This is a genomic window from Amycolatopsis sp. NPDC049159 (assembly GCF_040648295.1).
Classification (GTDB): domain Bacteria; phylum Actinomycetota; class Actinomycetes; order Mycobacteriales; family Pseudonocardiaceae; genus Amycolatopsis; species Amycolatopsis pretoriensis_A.
On the sequence record NZ_JBEZDL010000028.1, the window covers coordinates 1 to 16,198 of the forward strand.

18 protein-coding genes are annotated in these 16,198 nt (G+C 72.3%); 8 read left to right on the plus strand and 10 right to left on the minus strand.

Annotated elements, in window-relative coordinates; all coding sequences use genetic code 11:
• Positions 1-106: 106 nt before the first annotated feature.
• From AB0B33_RS39505 to ligA, 3 genes are all read right to left on the minus strand, one after another.
• Positions 107-655: a hypothetical protein gene (locus tag AB0B33_RS39505; RefSeq protein ID WP_360781665.1), complete on the minus strand. Its 549-nt coding sequence runs from the start codon at positions 653-655 to the stop codon at positions 107-109.
• 740 nt (positions 656-1,395) lie between these two features.
• The gene (locus AB0B33_RS39510; RefSeq protein ID WP_247024495.1) at positions 1,396-1,833 is read right to left on the minus strand and encodes a hypothetical protein; all 438 of its coding nucleotides are present in this window, start codon (positions 1,831-1,833) and stop codon (positions 1,396-1,398) included.
• 81 nt (positions 1,834-1,914) lie between these two features.
• Positions 1,915-3,906 (minus strand): NAD-dependent DNA ligase LigA, encoded by a 1,992-nt coding sequence (gene ligA / locus AB0B33_RS39515; RefSeq protein WP_360781667.1) that lies wholly within the window; start codon positions 3,904-3,906, stop codon positions 1,915-1,917.
• Positions 3,907-3,981: 75 nt separating this feature from the next.
• Between ligA and AB0B33_RS39520 the strand changes: the two genes are divergently transcribed.
• On the plus strand, positions 3,982-4,821 hold the full coding sequence (locus AB0B33_RS39520) for an LLM class F420-dependent oxidoreductase (protein WP_360781669.1): 840 nt from the start codon (positions 3,982-3,984) through the stop codon (positions 4,819-4,821).
• On the opposite strand, the gene AB0B33_RS39525 is transcribed toward AB0B33_RS39520, so the two are convergent.
• The 3 genes from AB0B33_RS39525 to AB0B33_RS39535 form a co-directional block, all read right to left on the minus strand.
• The gene (locus tag AB0B33_RS39525) at positions 4,818-5,267 is read right to left on the minus strand and encodes a peroxiredoxin family protein (RefSeq protein ID WP_360781671.1); all 450 of its coding nucleotides are present in this window, start codon (positions 5,265-5,267) and stop codon (positions 4,818-4,820) included. The two genes, AB0B33_RS39520 and AB0B33_RS39525, sit on opposite strands and share 4 nt — an antisense overlap.
• 16 nt (positions 5,268-5,283) lie before the next feature.
• Entirely contained in the window at positions 5,284-5,796 is a 513-nt protein-coding gene (locus AB0B33_RS39530) for a sigma-70 family RNA polymerase sigma factor (RefSeq protein WP_360781672.1), read from the minus strand.
• Positions 5,797-5,857: 61 nt separating this feature from the next.
• Complete coding sequence (locus AB0B33_RS39535) at positions 5,858-6,754, minus strand: MBL fold metallo-hydrolase (protein WP_360781674.1); 897 nt, start codon at positions 6,752-6,754, stop codon at positions 5,858-5,860.
• Between the two features lie 83 nt (positions 6,755-6,837).
• Here AB0B33_RS39535 and AB0B33_RS39540 point away from each other — a divergent pair, with 83 nt between their 5' ends.
• Complete coding sequence (locus AB0B33_RS39540) at positions 6,838-7,707, plus strand: AraC family transcriptional regulator (RefSeq protein WP_360781676.1); 870 nt, start codon at positions 6,838-6,840, stop codon at positions 7,705-7,707.
• Here the strand turns inward: AB0B33_RS39540 and AB0B33_RS39545 are convergent.
• Positions 7,704-8,288: a TetR/AcrR family transcriptional regulator gene (locus AB0B33_RS39545; protein WP_360781677.1), complete on the minus strand. Its 585-nt coding sequence runs from the start codon at positions 8,286-8,288 to the stop codon at positions 7,704-7,706. The genes AB0B33_RS39540 and AB0B33_RS39545 overlap by 4 nt on opposite strands.
• 115 nt (positions 8,289-8,403) lie before the next feature.
• On the opposite strand from AB0B33_RS39545, the gene AB0B33_RS39550 reads away from it, so the two are divergent.
• The 5 genes from AB0B33_RS39550 (at position 8,404) to AB0B33_RS39570 (ending at position 12,595) form a co-directional block, all read left to right on the plus strand.
• Entirely contained in the window at positions 8,404-9,243 is an 840-nt protein-coding gene (locus AB0B33_RS39550; RefSeq protein WP_360781679.1) for an SDR family oxidoreductase, read from the plus strand.
• 26 nt (positions 9,244-9,269) lie between these two features.
• Positions 9,270-10,505, plus strand: a complete 1,236-nt coding sequence (locus tag AB0B33_RS39555; RefSeq protein ID WP_360781681.1) for an acetyl-CoA hydrolase/transferase C-terminal domain-containing protein — start codon at positions 9,270-9,272, stop codon at positions 10,503-10,505.
• Between the two features lie 622 nt (positions 10,506-11,127).
• Positions 11,128-11,496, plus strand: a complete 369-nt coding sequence (locus AB0B33_RS39560; RefSeq protein ID WP_247024485.1) for a roadblock/LC7 domain-containing protein — start codon at positions 11,128-11,130, stop codon at positions 11,494-11,496.
• Between the two features lie 37 nt (positions 11,497-11,533).
• Entirely contained in the window at positions 11,534-11,899 is a 366-nt protein-coding gene (locus AB0B33_RS39565; protein ID WP_247025177.1) for a hypothetical protein, read from the plus strand.
• Between the two features lie 27 nt (positions 11,900-11,926).
• Positions 11,927-12,595 (plus strand): ABC transporter substrate-binding protein, encoded by a 669-nt coding sequence (locus AB0B33_RS39570; protein ID WP_247024484.1) that lies wholly within the window; start codon positions 11,927-11,929, stop codon positions 12,593-12,595.
• Positions 12,596-12,616: 21 nt separating this feature from the next.
• Here AB0B33_RS39570 and AB0B33_RS39575 read toward each other — a convergent pair whose 3' ends face one another.
• On the minus strand, positions 12,617-13,267 hold the full coding sequence (locus AB0B33_RS39575) for an SGNH/GDSL hydrolase family protein (protein WP_360781683.1): 651 nt from the start codon (positions 13,265-13,267) through the stop codon (positions 12,617-12,619).
• A 57-nt stretch (positions 13,268-13,324) separates the two neighbouring features.
• On the minus strand, positions 13,325-13,462 hold the full coding sequence (locus tag AB0B33_RS39580; RefSeq protein WP_247024482.1) for a hypothetical protein: 138 nt from the start codon (positions 13,460-13,462) through the stop codon (positions 13,325-13,327).
• Positions 13,463-13,598: 136 nt separating this feature from the next.
• On the opposite strand from AB0B33_RS39580, the gene AB0B33_RS39585 reads away from it, so the two are divergent.
• Positions 13,599-13,775 carry a CsbD family protein gene (locus tag AB0B33_RS39585; protein WP_247024481.1) on the plus strand — a complete coding sequence of 59 codons (177 nt, stop codon included), beginning with the start codon at positions 13,599-13,601 and terminating at the stop codon, positions 13,773-13,775.
• Positions 13,776-13,816: 41 nt separating this feature from the next.
• On the opposite strand, the gene AB0B33_RS39590 is transcribed toward AB0B33_RS39585, so the two are convergent.
• On the minus strand, positions 13,817-15,448 hold the full coding sequence (locus AB0B33_RS39590; protein ID WP_360781685.1) for a beta-1,3-glucanase family protein: 1,632 nt from the start codon (positions 15,446-15,448) through the stop codon (positions 13,817-13,819).
• Positions 15,449-16,198 lie beyond the last annotated feature (750 nt).

Here is a 16,198-nt window from a genome sequence, read left to right on the forward strand (position 1 = left end):
GCGATGTTCCGGTCGTAGGTGTCCGGCCAGAAGTCCTCGCCGACGCCCTCGACCAGGTACGTCCCGCCCCACGGCGGTCACCTCTGCTGTTCGGCGGTGGCGCCGATCAGGAGATCTTGAAGGAGTTGGCGCGGTCGTTCATCGACCCCAGGCTGCCGGGCGCGTCCAGCCAGCCGGTGGCCGTGCCGGTCGCGTTGTTCCCGTCGAACAGCTTGACGTCACAGGAGTGGTAGGTCCGCGCCGAGCTGATCTGGTTGGCCGCGGTCCCGAGGTTCGCGCCGCCCTCGTTGTCGCTCGTTCCCGACGAGCAGCCGACCTGGTAGGCCGGGTTGAAGATGACGACCTGCGAGCCGGTGAAGTTCGCGTCGTAGTACAGGATGCTGACCACCAGCCCGTCGCCCGGCGTGCCCTGCTGGCAGCCGAAGGTGTTGTCCCGCACGGCGCAGTAGAGGGTCGAGGCGACGCTCTCCGGGTGGGCGCTGACGAGGTCCGCCACCGTCACCGGCGTGGCACTGTCGACCGCCTCGACCTGGATCCCGCCCGGTGCGGCGCCGGGCGTCGCCGCCCCGGCCGGAGCGGCTGTGGCCAGCAGTGCCGACGCGCTTGCCGCCGCAGCGGCCAAGCCCACGATGCAGCGTTTCCAGGAAACTGTCATTTCCGATTCCTCCCTCGGTACGAACCCGACTTCCGGTTCGTCGCGTATGCGACTCCGACTGCGGCCGCATCGAGGACACGCGCTGGGTGACGTCCGGTTTAGCGGTCTGGATCGTGGCCACCCGAACGGCGCATGGTGTTGTCGCAGACGACGTTGGTGATGCCGCCGGGACTTCGACCTGGACCGGCGTGGTCGGTGCGGCCGACGATCGCGGCGCTTCGCCGTGACGGACGCGCGTTCGCCTGTTTTGCTGTGGTTGTCGAAATCCTGGACAGCTGTCCTTGTCATCCGATTCGCCCGAGCGCTAGCGCGATAGTGACGAGTGAGTGCTGCATGAGTTCGTTCGGCTACGGTTTCGCCACATCGAAATGTCGATCAACAGCGTGAGGTCCTGCATGCCCATGCCTGGCTCAGGCGAGATCCCGACCCCGGAGCTGGTCGCCGCTTGGGTGGCGCTCGGCATCGTTCCGGCCGAGCGCGTTCCACTTTGGGCAGCGCACTGGCTGATCCAAGGCCATGACGGAGCGGCTGTCCCGGATTCGGGTGCAGCCACAGTCCGAGTTGCGTTCACCAAGGTCGCACGCATGTGCCTTCACGAGGGAGCCTCCGAGGCGGACTGGGGTCGACCGCACGACCAGCTCGCCACCGGTGAGGAGGCAAGCGGCCGCTGAACCGTCCGCTCGGCGAGCGCCTGGAATTGGTTCAGGCGAGCCCGCACCTGGTGGCCTGCCGGGGCCGGGTCAGTGGGCGCAGGGGCCGAAGTACAGGCATTCGATTGCTGCTCGGGGGTCGAGGGATTCCGCCTGCGGTTCCAGTTCGTCGAGCAGCGCCGCGATGCGGTCCAGGTCGGCCTCTCCGGCAGGGGTGAAGGGGACGAACTGCTCCGCCGTGTCGTGGGTGGGGCAGCCGTTGGTGTGGAGGTTGCCCGCCGGGACCAGGGCGAACGTTTCGTTGGCTCTGCCGTCGAACGTGAAGTAGCTCTGGAGACGGACCGGGGTTGTCGTCGCCACCTCGTTCATCTGGCGGCCGCCGAAGCTGGCGGGGTAGTGCCAGCCTGCTGTGGGGTCGTCGGCGAAGGGGTCGTGGCCCGGGTCGCGGCCGCCTGCCAGGTGCCAGCCGCGGGCGATCAGCAACGTGTGGACGGCTAGCTGGCGGGCGAACAGCGGGTCGGTCGTCATCGTGGGTTCCTCCCGGACGCGGCGATGTACCCGCTCAGTGTCGTCCCGGCACGCCCGCCACGACTGGGTGACCACCCCCGGCTACACGATGCCCGCCTCGATCAGCTGGGTCCAGATCGTGCTCTGGTCGACGACCTCGACACCGAGCTTTTCGGCCTTGGTCAGCTTGCTCGCTCCGACGTCGGCGCCCGTGATGAGGAAGTCCGTGCTCGCCGAAACCGAGGAAGCCGTGGTGGCGCCTGCCTTTTCGCACAGGCGCTGGAACGTCGGGCGGGGCACCTTCTCGCCCGAGCGCGGGTCGCTGATCGAACCCGTCACCACCACCGTCTTGCCCGCCAGGGGCGCGCCGGCCGCGACGACCGGGGGCAGGTCCTCTTCGCGGACGTCCAGGGAGACGCCGGCCTTCCGCAGGCGCTCGAGTTCGGGGCGCAGGCGGGTGAGGTGCTCGATCAGCGAGGCCGCGACCTTCGGGCCGATGTCCTCCACCGCCACGAGCCCTTCCTCGCCCGCTTCGGCGACTGCTTCCAGCGACGCGAAGCCGGCGCGGCACAGGCGGGCCGCCGTGCCCTCGGACGCCATCGGGATCGCCAGGCCGATCAGCGCGCGGCGGAGGCCGACCGCGCGGCTCGCGTCGATCGACTCGACCATCCGCGTGGCCGAGACCTCGCCGACGCGGTCGAACTCCAGGAGCCTTTCCTTCGTCAGCCCGTAGAAGTCCGACGGGTGCTCCAGGATCCCCGCCTCCGCCAGGCGTTCGATCCACACCCCGCCGATGGCGTCGATGTCCGCCGCCGCGCGCGACGCCCAGTGGATCAGCCGGCGCACCGTCTGCGCCGGGCAGGAAACGTTGGTGCAGAACAGTTCGCGGCTGTTGCCCTGCTCGGTCAGCGGCTGCCCGCACGACGGGCACGCGTCCGGCGGGACGATCTCCCGCTCGGCGCCCGTGCGCTTCGAGGCGTCGAGCACGCCGGCGACGAACGGGATTACGTCACCCGCGCGGCGCACCAGCACGGTGTCGCCGATCTTGATGCCGCGGGCGCGGATCACCTCCTGGTTCGCCAGCGTGGCGCGCGTGACCGTAGTGCCGCCCACGAACACCGGCTCCAGCCACGCCACCGGGGCGATCTTGCCGGTCTTGCCGACGTCCCAGACCACGTCGGCCAGCACGGTGGTCTTCTCCTCGGCGGCGAACTTGAACGCCAGCGCGCCACGCGGCGAGCTCGACCGGGTGCCGGCCGCCGCGTACGCATCGCGGTCGGCGAGCCGCAGCACGGCGCCGTCGAGGTCGTAGTCCAGTTCGTTGCGCTGCTGTTCGATGGTGGTGATCGCGGCCTGCGCGGCTTCGGCGTCGGCGCAGTGCCGCATGTCGGCGGCCGTGAACCCGAGCGCCGCCAGCGCGCTCCCGAGGTCGGTGGCCGCGCTGTCGGGGTCGGTGTGCAGGTCGAACGCGAAGAACCGCAGCCGCCGCTCGGCGACCGTGGCGGGATCCTTGGCGCGCAGCGTGCCCGCCGCGGCGTTGCGCGGGTTGATCAGTGGCTTGTCCGGGTGCGCGGTGTTGTAGGCCGCGAACGTCGACCGCAGCATGACGGCCTCGCCGCGGACTTCGACGCGGCCCGGCGCGTCCACCCGATCGGGAATGCCGTCGGTCAGCGCGCGCACCAGCACCGTGACGTCGTCACCCGTCGTGCCGTCGCCGCGGGTGACCGCGCGCGCCAGCCTGCCGTTCTCGTACACGACGGCCAGCGAAAGGCCGTCCAGCTTCGGCATGACCACCACCGGCTGGCCGGGGAAGCGGTCGAAGAACGCGGCGACCTGCTCGGGCTTGGTCGCCTTCTCCAGCGACAGCATCGGGCGCGAGTGCCGGATCGGCGCGTGCAGCACCGCCGGCGCGCCCACCTGGTCGAGCGGGTTCGGGTCGGGCGCGAGCTCCGGGTTCGCCCCGATCAGGCTCCGGAGCTCGTCCTCGACCGCGTCGTACTCCGCGTCCGCCACCAGCGGCGAACCCCGGTAGTAGGCGTCACGCAGCACCACGATGCGGTCGGCGAGTTCCTGGATGCGTTCCTGAGCGTTCACGGGGAGGACGTTACCGGGGGCCACCGACAAAAACTCCGACCGTGCTGGAGGAGCTCCAGGCTTACGATGAAGATCATGCGATTCGCCATCAAGACTTCGCCCCAGAACACCGAATGGGCGGACATGCTCGCCGTGTGGCAGGCCGCCGACGAGATCGAGCTGTTCGAATCCGGCTGGACGTTCGACCACTTCTACCCGATCTTCTCCGACTCCTCCGGGCCGTGCCTGGAGGGCTGGGTGACGCTCACCGCGCTCGCGCAGGCCACGAAGCGGCTCCGGGTGGGCACGCTGGTCAGCGGCATCCACTACCGCCACCCCGCGCTGCTGGCGAACATGGCCGCCACGCTCGACATCGTCTCCGGCGGCCGGCTCGAGATCGGCATCGGCGCGGGCTGGAACGAAGAGGAGTCCGGCGCGTACGGCATGCAGCTCGGCACGGTCAAGGAGCGCAGCGACCGGTTCGAGGAGGCGTGCGAGGTCCTCGTCGGGCTGCTGACGCAGGAGACCACGACGTTCCAGGGCGAGCACTACCAGCTCACCGACGCCCGCTGCGAGCCGAAGGCCGTGCAGACGCCGCACCCGCCGATCTGCATCGGCGGCAGCGGCGAGAAGCGCACCCTGCGCACGACCGCGAAGTACGCCCAGCACTGGAACTTCGTCGGCGGGACGCCCGAAGAATTCGCCCACAAGCGTGACGTGCTGCACGCCCACTGCGCGGACATCGGGCGCGACCCGGGCGAGATCACGCTGTCTTCGCACGTCCGGCTCGGCCCCGACGGCGACTACGCGAAGGTCGCCGCCGAGGCGGAGGCGCTCGGCGAGGCAGGGCTGGACCTGGCGATCGTGTACCTGCCGCCGCCGCACACCCCGGCGGTGCTGGAGCCGCTGGCGAAGGCCCTCGAGCCGCTGCGCTAAGCCGGGGTGCGCAGCGCCGCGACGGCCGCCGTGATGCCCTGCTTGTCGTAGCTGCCCGTCGGCAGGGTGGCGCCGTGGGCGTGGCGGACGACGCCGTCCGCGTCGACGAGCACGCTGCCCGAGCGCTGCAGCGCGCCGAAGACCGCCCGGCCCAGGCCGACCGACTCGTGGGCGCCGCGGCCGGTGACGACCGGGAACGGGATGTCCTGCTTCGCCCGCCACGCGGCCGCCGTCTCGCGGTCTTCGGGGACGGCGATGAGGACGCGGACGCCGTCGGCCGCCAGGGTCTCCGCGTTCTCGGCGAGGTCGCGGACGTGCCGACGGCAGACCGGGCAGGTCGTCGAGCGCATGAAGTAGAGCAGCACCGCGTGGCCGCCGAGGTCGACGCGGCGCCCCGCCGTGTCTTCCAGCTCCAGGTGCGGGACGGGTGTTCCGGGTTCGAGCACGGAGTGTCCTTTCGGGTCACAACCGGGCGCGGACCGCGGTCCGCGCCCGGTGCAGGTGGGACTTCATCGCCGCCGTGCTGAGGCCGAGCGAGTCGGCGACCGCCCGTCCCGGGTGGCCCAGGACGTCGCGCAGCACCAGCACCCGCCGCTGGACGTCGGGCAGCGCCTGGATCGCCCGTGCGACGCGCTCGGCTTCGAGCCGCTTGAGCGCTTCGTCCTCGGCCGAGTCCGCGAGCCCGGGGTCGGGCTCGGCGCCGGTGTCCGGGAGCCGCCGGGTGCGGCGCAGGCACTCGTTCCGGACGATCCGGAACATCCAGGAGGCGAGCGCCGCCGTCGCGCGCAGGGAGCCGATCTTGCGGTAGAGGACGATCAGCGCCTCCTGGGCCGCGTCCTCGGCGTCCTGCGGCGACGCGCAGAGGTGGTCGGCGAAGCGCCGCACGTGCGGGTGCGCCCCGTGCACCACCGCGGTGAGCGACTCGAGGTCCCCTCCTTGCGCGGCTTCGACGAGCTGCTCGCTGACCCACCCCATCCGGCGCTCCCTCCCGGTTCGACGACGACACCCATGAGAGGGCCCGGCCCGCCGAAAGGATTCACCCCGCCCAGCGGCGGATCGCGAACCGGCCGCCGTCGCGGCGGACCTCGGTCGCGCCCGGGCCCGCGAAGTGCGCCGGGACGACGAGTTCGCCGGCGTCGGCCGCGCGTTCGAGGATGCCCCGCCGGGTGACGGCGGCCTGGCGCGGGTCCTCGCAGAAGCAGCTGCTGTGCTCCGGTTCGAGGATCTGCACCGGGCTGTGCAGCAGGTCGCCGACGAACACCGCGCGGTCCGTGCCGGACGCGACGCGCAGCACCGACGACCCGGGCGTGTGGCCGGGCGCGGCTTCCAGGGTGAGGTTCCGGTCGATGCGGTGGCTGCCCTCCCACAGTTGCGCGCGGCCGAGCACGGGCGCGACGCTGTCGGCGTAGACGAGCATGCTGCCTTCCCGGCGCACCTGGTCGTTCGCGGTGCGCGGCACCGGACGGCGGTGGGCGTTGCGCGGGTCGAAGTACACCTGGTCCGGGCGGGGGATCAGGTAGGTCGCCCGCGGGAACGCCGGCACCCACTCGCCGTCGCGCCGCTCCGTGTTCCAGCCGACGTGGTCGTAGTGGATGTGCGTGTTGACGACGACGTCGACGTCCTCGGGCCGGACGCCGGCTTCGGCGAGGCGGTCGAGGAACGGCGTCGCCAGGTGGTCGAACAGCGGGATCTGCGGGCGGTCCCGGCCGTTGCCGACGCCGGTGTCGACCAGGATCACGCGGCCCTCGCTGCGCAGCACCCACGTCTGGACCGCGCCGCGGTAACCGCCGGTCGCCGGGTTCCAGTGGTCCGGCGCGAGCCAGCCGGCGTTGTCCGTCCACAGTTCGGGCGGGCTGGGGACGATGGTCCGCGCCGGCGCGATCTCACCCGCCCACTCGACGACTTTCACGACTTCGACTTCACCGATGTGCATGACACGACGTTAGGACGCTGCGGTGAGCGTTCCAATGCTCGAACGACTCGATTCGATGCGCGATCGGCTCTACACTGACGCGGGTGGACCTCCTCAGTGACGCCATCGCCGCCGTGCGGATCGGGCAGCCGACGTCGAACCGGCTCAGCGCCGGCGCGGCGTGGTGCTACCGCTTCGCGCCCTACGACGGCGCCGGGTTCCACGTGCTGCTGCGCGGCAGCGGCTGGCTCGTCCCGGCCGGCGGGCCGCCCGTGCCGCTCGGGGCCGGCGACGCGGTGCTGGTCCCGCACGGGAGCCCGCACACGCTGTCGGCGACCCCGGACGCGGCCGGCGCGGTGCCGTTCGAGACGGCCGTCGACGAACCGGGCGGCCGGACGGAGTTCCTGTGCGGCAAGTACCGGCTGGCCCGCGGGCGGCGCCACCCCGTGCTCGCGAGCCTGCCGGAAGTCGTCCACCTGCCCGCCGAGCCCGGCCGCCACCCCGAACTGCGCGCGGCGATCGACCTGCTCGGCGCCGAGGTCACCGAGCGGCGCCCGGGTTCGGCCGCGGTCCTGACCGGGCTGCTGGACCTGCTGCTCGTCTACCTCGTCCGGGCCTGGCTGGCCGGGCGCCCGGACGGGGGCTGGCCGCAGGCCTTGCGCGACCCCGAGATCGCCGCCGCGCTGGAAGCGCTGCACGCGGAACCGGCGGCCCCGTGGCGGACCGAAGACCTGGCCGCCCGCGTCGGGCTGTCCCGCGCCACGCTCGGGCGCCGGTTCACGGCGCTGACCGGGCAGCCGCCGATGGCCTACCTGACGTGGTGGCGCCTGACGACGGCGGCCCGCCTGCTGCAGGACACCGAGCTGTCGCTGCCGTCGATCGCCGCGAAGGTCGGGTACGGGTCGCCGTTCGCGTTCTCGCACGCGTTCAAGCGGCAGTTCGGGGTCGCGCCGGGCGGGTTCCGGACGCGTTAGCGGAGGCCGCGCAAAGCGGTGTCCACCAGCCGATCGGTGTATTCGGGGGTCAGCGGGCCGGTGCGCTGGAGCCAGCGGTTGAGCAGCGGGCCCCACAGCAGGTCGACGGCCACGTCGAGATCGAGGTCCGCGGCCAGTTCGCCCGCTTCCTGGGCACGGCGGAGCCGGGCCTTCTTCAGGTCGCGCATCGGGCCGTCCAGCCGCTTCGCGTAGTCCGCCGCCAGGGCCGGGTCGTGGACGATTTCGGTGTACAGGGCGCGCATCGGGAGGTCGTAGCGCGGGTCGCCGAGCTCGGTGATCGTGGCGCGCAGGACCAGTTTCAGGTCGGCGGCCAGGTCGCCGGTGTCGGGCAGGGCCGCGTCCTCGCCTTCGCCCGCGAGCGTCAGGAAGGCGTCGAACAGCAGCGCGCCCTTCGACGGCCACCAGCGGTAGATCGTCTGCTTGCCGACGCCGGCGGCCTGGGCGATGCCTTCGATGCTGAGTTTCGCGTAGCCCAGCTTCCCGGCGAGGTCCAGCGCGGCGGCGAGGATGGCGCGCCGCGCGGTTTCACTGCGGCGGCTGGGGTCGGGTGAGCCGGGCACGCGCCCAAGCTAGCACCCGGCAAGACGAGACGGACCGTCTTGACGAGAGCCGTGGCAGGGTGGCACTCTCGTGGTCAGTGAGACGAGACGGTTCGTCTCGCGAGAGGAGGGCACGATGGAAACCGCACGCGTCTGGTTCGTGACCGGGGCCGGCCGGGGGCTCGGGCGAGCCTTCACCGAAGCAGCACTCGCCGCCGGTGACCGGGTGGCCGGCGTGGCCCGCGACGTCTCGCCGCTGGCGGAAACCGCGTCCGCGCACCCGGACCGGCTGCTCGCGTTCCCGCTCGACGTCACCGACCGGGCGGCGGTATTCGCCGCCGTCGAGCGCGCCGCCGCGCACTTCGGGCGGCTCGACGTCGTGGTCAACAACGCCGGCGCGCTGTACACCGGGATGGTCGAGGAGTTCAGCGAGGACCAGGCCCGTGCGCAGCTGGACGTCAACTTCTTCGGGGCGCTCTGGGTGAGCCAGGCCGTCGTGCCGCACCTGCGGGCGCAGGGGAGCGGGCACCTCCTGCAGATCTCGAGCATCGGCGCGCTCGGCGGCTTCCCCAGCACGGGCCTCTACAGCGCGAGCAAGTTCGCGCTGGAAGGGATGAGCGAGGCGCTGGCCGCCGAGGTCGCCGGGTTCGGCGTCAAGGTCACCATCGTCCAGCCCGGCGGCTACTGGACCGGCCTCTACGCCGGCAGCACGGCCACGACGCCGGAACCGCGGTACGACGGGCTGCGGGAGGAGCTGGCGAAGCAGTGGGCGGAGGGCTCGATCGACAGCGAACCGCGGCTGGCCGCCGAAGCCGTGCTGAAGCTCGTCGAGAGCGACGACCCGCCGTTGCGGCTGCTGCTGGGCAGCATGGTCTACGACCTCGCGTTCGACCTCTCGCGGCAGCGGATGGCCACCTGGGCGGGCTGGGAGGGGGTGAGCCGCGCGGCGGAGAAGGCGGTGCCGATGCCGGGCTGAGGCCCGGACCATGATCGGATGGCGGCATGCGCGTTCTCTCGGAAGAGCAGCTGGGTGCGGTGCTGGCGGGGGTGGCGGCGCCGGTGCCGCGGGTCGTCGTCAGCGGGAACTTCGCGACGCCGTCGCGGGCGCTGGGCGTCCTCGACGCGGCGCTGGCGGAGTACCGGCTGTTCGCGCTGAACGCCCAGGACGGCCTGCCGGACCGGCCGGGGGTGCTGCTCGAAACCCCGTTCGTGGGGCCGGGGATGCGCGGGCGGGCCGGGCTGCGGTACTTCCCGTCGCGGCTGTCGCTGGTGCCGCAGCTGCTCAAGCAGGCGCTGCCGCCGGACGTCGTGCTGGTGCACACGTCGGTGCCGGTGGACGGGGTGGTGTCGCTGGGCACCGAGGTCAACATCCTGCCCGCGGCGATCGAGGCCGCCCGCGCCCGCGGGGGTCTCGTGGTCGCGCAGGTGAACCCGCACATGCCGTTCACGCACGGCGACGGGCTGGTGCCGGTCGACGAAATCGACTACGCGCTCGAAGCCGAGGAGCCGCTCCGCTCGCCCGTGCCGCGTCCGCTGGGCTCGACCGCACGGGAGATCGGCGAGCGGGTGGCCGGGCTGGTCGCCGACGGCGCGACGCTGCAGCTGGGCATCGGCGGCATCCCGGACGCGACGCTCGCCGCGCTCACCGGCCGCCGCGGGCTGGCGGTGTGGTCGGAGATGTTCAGCGACGGCGTGCTCGCCCTCGACCGCGCCGGCGCCCTCGACCCGGCCGAGCTCGTGACGGCGTCGTTCGTGTTCGGCAGCGCGGAGCTGTACCGGTGGGTCGACCGCAACCCGCGGGTCCGGTTGCTGCGCACGGAGAAGACGAACGACCCCGCGGTGATCGCCCGCCAGCGCCGGCTGGTGTCGGTGAACAGCGCGCTCGAGGTCGACCTGTACGCGCAGGCCAACGCGAGCCGGGTACGCGGCGCGATCTACTCGGGCTTCGGCGGGCAGACGGACTTCGTGGTCGGCGCCCTGCATTCCCCGGCCGGCCGGGCGATCATCGCGCTCCCGTCGTGGCACCCGAAGGCGGACGTGTCGACCGTGGTGCCGCGGCTGGCCGGGCCGGTGACTTCGTTCCAGCACAGCTTCTTCGTGAGCGAGCACGGGGTGGCGGCGATCTGGGGGCACGACGCCGGCGAGCAGGCACGGCAGATCGTGGAGCGGGTCGCGCACCCGGAGGCGCGGGCGGAGTTGCGGGAGCGGGGTCGGGAGCTGGGTTTCGGGCTGTCGTAGGGCTTGGGGGTTCGTTTCGCAGGGTGCGGCCGCACCCCTGTCGGCTTTGCCGGTCCGAAGCCCGGGTCGTGGGCGCCGGTGATCGGCGGCCGTTCCCGCTGGACCGCGTCGCGCGAGTGGCGGCCGTGCCCCTTCGGTTGGCGGCAGTGCTGGGCCTTGGCTGTCGGCGCCGGTGATCTGCTGCGGTCCTGGCCGGAGCGGATCGCGTACCCGGAGGCGCGGGCGGAGTTGCGGGGAGCGGGGCCGGGAGCTGGGTTTCGGGCTGCTGTAGGGGTCCGAACTTCGTCGCGCAGGGTGGTGGGGGTGCGGCCCCGCGCCGTCGGAGGGCAGCAGTGCCGGGCCCCGGTCGGACGTGCCGGTGATCGGCCGCCCTTCCCGGCGGACCGCGTCGCGGCATTTCACGCGCCCGTGCGGGAATGGTGAACATCCATTTCCCGAATCCGGTGATCAATGACCCACCATTCCTGTTGGTTACTCAATTCTGTTACGAACCCACCCCCGTTTCACTCGATCGTGTAGTAGTGCTGCGGGCGTTGCCGTGCGTATTGGCGCGCAGTAGCGATGTCGGTAGGGTCGCTCGGCGGAAGAAACCCGAATGGCTGATGAACCAGAAAGAACTGTTTTGGATTTCGAAGCATTGGCCACCCAGCTGCGCGAACTCCGGGAAAACGTCGCCGGGGTGACCGGAACGGTGCTCGCCGCGGTCGATGGGATACCCATCATCGCCGACGCGGACGATCTCCTCGATCCGGCGAAGATCTCCGCGCTCGCCGCCGCCGACCTGGGTATCGCGCGCCAGGCGGCCGAACTCACGGGGAAGGGCACGCTCAGCCAGACCGTCGTGTTCGGCAGCGAGGGCTACATGGCCGTCTACGCCGTGGGCCGGCTGGCGCTGATGGTCGTGCTGGGGGACAAGGGCCTCAACGTCGGGCGCCTGCTGTTCGAGGCCCGGCCGGTCATCGAACGCATCGGCACGATCCTGGCCCCGTAGCGGAGAAGCCATTCAACGGAAAGGTTGCAGCATGATGATGAACATCGACACCGCCCTCAAAGAAGCCATGTCCATCGCCGGCGCCGTCGGCGTCGCGCTCGTCGACTACGAAAGCGGGATGTCGCTCGGCACCAGCGGTGGCGGCGAGTGGCTCGACCTCGACGTCGCCGCCGCCGGGAACACCGAGGTCGTCCGGTCGAAGCTGCGGGTGATGTCGTCGCTGGCGCTCAACGACACCATCGAGGACATCCTGATCACGTTGCACCGCCAGTACCACCTGATCCGGTTGATGAACTCCTCGCGGAATTCGCTGTTCCTCTACCTGGTGCTGGACCGGGAGCGGGCGAACCTGGCGCTGGCCCGCCACTACCTCAAACGGATCGAAGCCGATCTGCAGGTGTAGCCCGCGCACGCACGGGAGGAGGCGGCGATGACCGGAGGCGGCTCCCGCGCCGCACTCGTCATCGGCTCGGCGTTCATGCACGACCTCGGTTCCCTGTTCCCGGTGACGATGAGCCTCGCCGGCGACGACCTCGCGTTCACCTTCGTGTCGTCCTGCCCCTCGCCCGACGCCGTCGGGGAGTGGGTCGGGCTGCGCTCGGGTGCCGTCGTGGCCGGCCGGGTCCTGCACTTCTTCGTCGACGCGAACGGGCGGCGGATCCGCGTCGAGCTCGCCGGCACGGCGGTCCGGGCCCTGATCGTGCTCGCGGACGAGATGACCGCGGCGACGGTCCACGCCCCGTGGCTCGGCCGCTGGCAGGACCAGATGCCCTGCCTGGTGCAGGTCGCGATCGACGAGCTCGCCCGGCGGCTTTCCCGCTGCCGCCACCGGGCGGGCGGCGCCGACCCGTTGATCGACCTGCAGCTGGCTTACCGGCCGGATCAGCAGTACGAGGCTCGGCTGGCGGGTGCGCACGAACGGGTGCGCGGGTTCATCGCGCCGGTCCGGCCGGTGCTGGCGATGCGCTGGCGGACGGCGACTTCGGCGCAGCGGCGGGCGTTTCTCGACGAGCTGCCGGACGCGGTGCCGGCGCGCGGGTGGTTGCGCCGCAAGCGGACGGTCCGGTTGATGGGGCTGGAGGTGGAAGTGGCCCAGTGAACGGGCGGTGTCCCGAACGACTCATCCCAGCCCCACGGCGGCGCGCACCGGGGGCTCGAAGATGCCCGCGATCCGCTCGTAGCCGACGTCGTTCGGGTGGAACCAGTCGCGCGCGAGGCTGCCGCGCAACGGCGCCAGTGCCGGGCCGCGCAGCTCGGCCAGGTGGACCCGCCCGCGGGTCGCCGCCGCTTCGACGAGGGCGTTGATCTCCCGGGCCTCCGCATTGCCCCGTGGCAGCGTCGCGACCACCGCACGGCCCGCCGGGAGCCGGGCGAGGAGTTCGGCGAAGCGGGCCGGGGTGCCTCGGCGGCGGGGCCGGGTCAGCATGTCGTTCGCGCCCACCAGGACCGTCACCAAGGCGGGCGGTGTCGGAAGCGCCGCCAGCCGGGGCAGCTGGGTGTCCAGGACGTCGGCGATGCGGGCGCCCGAGGCCGACAGGTTGACCACCGCGAACGGCTCGCCGAGGCGGGTGTTCAGGCGCGGGACCCAGCCGCCGGTGACCGTTTCGGCGCCGATGCCCTGCGTCATCGAGTCGCCGAGGGCGGCCCACAGCGGCTTGCCCGAACCGAGGGCCGCCCGTTCGGCTTCCGCCCAGGCCCGGGCGAACGGTTCCTTCTGCGCGCGGACCCGGCGGACGCCGGGCAGCACAGCGGCGGCTACGTCGAGCAGCACGGGACCTCCCTGATCGCGGTCACCGGCATTCGGAGCCGGCCGGGCGATGGATGGGAGTCAGGCGGCGGGGCCGGGGCCGGCCGCGAGCAGGCGCAGCACCAGGCCGGAAACGACCAGCAGCACACCGAGGAGGAAGAGGACGCCGGCCCCGAGGACCAGCCCGCCCGCACCGAGGGCGACACCTAGCGGGACCACGGGCTGCTCCGTCTCCGGCGGACGCGTCGGGTGCTCCGCCGCGGCGCTGATTACCCCGGTGAGCGGCGTCTCAAACGGATTCGGCCGCGGCGTCGCTGGGTAGCAACCCCGCGACGCCAGACGGTGGGAGGCAACGGTGAACGACAAGCTGGAGAACAAGGCCGAAGAGCTCAAGGGCAAGGCCAAGGAAGCGCTCGGCAACGCCACGGACAACGAGCAGTGGCAGGCCGAAGGCCGGGCCGAGCAGGGCAAGGCCAACCTCAAGCAGGCGGGCGAGAAGGTGAAGGACGCGGTCAAGGGCGTCCTCGACTGAACCGCCGGGTCCGGCCACGGCGACCGTGGCCGGACCCCGCGTCAGCGGGTGAACGTGAACCAGTTGATGTTGACGAAGTCCGACACGCCGCCGGAGAACGTCAGGTACAGGTCGTGCACGCCGGTGGCCGTGGCGACGACGTTGGCCGGCACGGTCTGCCAGTTCTGCCAGCCGCCGTTGCCCGCGAAGTCGATCTCGGCCAGCACCGGGCCCGTCACGCTGTCCAGCCGGGCCTTGATCGCGCCGCTGACGCCCGCGGGCGCACCGGAGGCGAGGCGGGCGACGAACTGGTGCGGTGAGCTCGAACCGAAATCGACGCGCGCGTACTTCAGCCAGTCGCCGTTCGCGATCCAGCCGACGTCGACGCCGCCGCCCGTGTCGCCGCAGGTCTCGTTCTGCGTGCCGCTCTGGGCGTTGTAGGCCTCCGCCTGGATCGTCGAGTACGCGCTGACGGCGCCACCGGCGGGCGGGGTTGTGCCACCGCCCGCGCCCGGGCCCAGCGAGACCGTCCACGACGTCGGTGCCGGGTCCTGCAGGTGGCCGTCGACGGGCTGGGCGCCGGTCGGGCCCACGTCGTCGTACGGGAAGGCGTAGCCGATCGTCGCGTACTGGTGCACCAGCCGGGCGTAGTGGTTGGTGGTGGCGTCCTTGTAGTAGTTGGCGGGCGCGACGCCGTCGGGCTGGTTGTTGCCGCCGGCCACCAGGAGGCTGCTGCGGTTGAGCGCCGCGGCGAGCCGGGCGGCGACGGCGCCGCGCGCGTCCGCGCCCGAGTTGTAGAGCGGCCCGCTCGCGCAGCCGAAGATGTCGATGGCGCTCGGCTTGGTGAACGGCACGCCGTTGGTGTTCAGGCCGCCGAACACGATCGCGTCCCCGCTGACCGTCCCGGTGTAGGAACCGATGCCGCCCTGGCCGTTGATCGTCAGCGGCGTCGTGCGGTAGTGGTCCCAGACGGCGTTGAGGTAGTTGGTCCAGTAGCCGCCGAAGTCGACGGGGGAGTGGCCCGGCGCGAGCACCCGCACCACCTTGCCGGACGCGTCGGTCACGACCAGCCGGTCCCACGGCGCGCCGTCCGCGTTGTGCTGGGCGCGCAGCCCGTCCGCGATGCTCCCGAGCGCGCCGTTCGGCAGCGGGCTGACCGACTGCGAGCCCGCGGCGCCGGTGGTGGCCATCGACACCGGCAGCGCGACCATGTCGACGTAGCTGATGTTGGCGTAGAGGTTCGCGCTGTTGTAGGTGAACTCGCAGAACGTCCAGTTCGTCTGCCAGTTCGGGTCCGAGCTGGTGAAGCCCGGCTGCACCAGTCCGGGGCCCGGGTTGACGAAGAACTGGATCTTCTTGTCGACCGAGAACCAGACGCGGCCGCCGATCAGGTAGTCGGTCAGCGTCACCGTGAGCTGCGAACCCGAGCCCCCGAGCGGGATGGCGTAGTCGGGGATCGGCGTCACCGGCGCGGACGGGTTGGGCAGCGCCTGGAACCGGCCGTCGGCGGTGACGAAGCCGGGGCGGCCCGAGGAGTCGGCGCCGCTGATGTAGGCGTAGACGGTGCCGCTGCCCGAATTGTTCTTGAGCGTCAACGGCAACGCCGCGGCGGCGCGGGCGCGCGGCGCGGACCACAGCGGGGTGCTCGCCGCGGCCACCAGGCCCGCGGTGACGAAGGTACGCCTCGACAGCATGGCACCTCCTAGGGAAGGGCGGAGATCGCGCGGCAGGCCGCCGCGCGTCCGCCGGACAGAGTGATGGGACCGTAGGTATGCGGTCAGGGGCTGGTCAACACCCGGCGGGCCGCGCGGGTACTGGCGGCCCCCGACGCTGCCCTTTCGTAGCCTGGACCACCGATCCCGGTGGTCCGGTGATGGTCCACTGTGGACACGGGTGCTCCGGGCCGCCCGCCGGCGTGCTTGGCTGGGACGTGACGGGCCGGGTGCCGTCGTGCGGACCGCGGCGCCGGCCGCATGTCCTCGCGCCGGCGTGGGTCCGCCGCCCTCCGGCGGGAGAGATCCTCTCGGTCGGGTGCGCGCAGTTGCGGCCGGGCGCTGGCGCGGGCCGCGCCGGCGTGGAAGGCGGCCGGCTGTGCCTGGTGGTCCCGCCGCACCCGGTTTCGGTGGCGTTGACGCTGTTCTGGCCCGGCGAGCAGGTCCGCGGGTTCGCGACGGTGGCCGAAGCGGTGCGGGCTCGGGATGAGCGCACCGGGGCCGGCGTTGGTGTTCGAGCCGCCACCGCCCGGCGCGCTGCGGCGGGAGGCCGCCCGGACGCTGCCCCGGCTGGGCGCGGACCACTTGTGGGCGGTGCACGTGGTGGTGACCGAGCGCGCGACTCACGGCGCCGGCCCGGTCACGGTGACCGCGACGGCCGCCCGGTGGCGGGCGAACGAGGGGCCGAGAGCCCGCGGATTGCTTCTGGTGCGCGACCTTCGCGGGAGTGGG

Coding starts and splice junctions, on each gene's coding strand:
- AB0B33_RS39520 (WP_360781669.1), top strand. CDS start 3,982: ATGCGATTCGCCATCAAGACTTCGCCCCAGAACACCGAATGGGCGGAC.
- AB0B33_RS39570 (WP_247024484.1), top strand. CDS start 11,927: ATGACCGGAGGCGGCTCCCGCGCCGCACTCGTCATCGGCTCGGCGTTC.
- AB0B33_RS39590 (WP_360781685.1), bottom strand. CDS start 15,448: ATGCTGTCGAGGCGTACCTTCGTCACCGCGGGCCTGGTGGCCGCGGCG.
- AB0B33_RS39565 (WP_247025177.1), top strand. CDS start 11,534: ATGAACATCGACACCGCCCTCAAAGAAGCCATGTCCATCGCCGGCGCC.
- AB0B33_RS39505 (WP_360781665.1), bottom strand. CDS start 655: ATGACAGTTTCCTGGAAACGCTGCATCGTGGGCTTGGCCGCTGCGGCG.
- AB0B33_RS39510 (WP_247024495.1), bottom strand. CDS start 1,833: ATGACGACCGACCCGCTGTTCGCCCGCCAGCTAGCCGTCCACACGTTG.
- AB0B33_RS39535 (WP_360781674.1), bottom strand. CDS start 6,754: ATGCACATCGGTGAAGTCGAAGTCGTGAAAGTCGTCGAGTGGGCGGGT.
- AB0B33_RS39530 (WP_360781672.1), bottom strand. CDS start 5,796: ATGGGGTGGGTCAGCGAGCAGCTCGTCGAAGCCGCGCAAGGAGGGGAC.
- AB0B33_RS39550 (WP_360781679.1), top strand. CDS start 8,404: ATGGAAACCGCACGCGTCTGGTTCGTGACCGGGGCCGGCCGGGGGCTC.
- AB0B33_RS39555 (WP_360781681.1), top strand. CDS start 9,270: ATGCGCGTTCTCTCGGAAGAGCAGCTGGGTGCGGTGCTGGCGGGGGTG.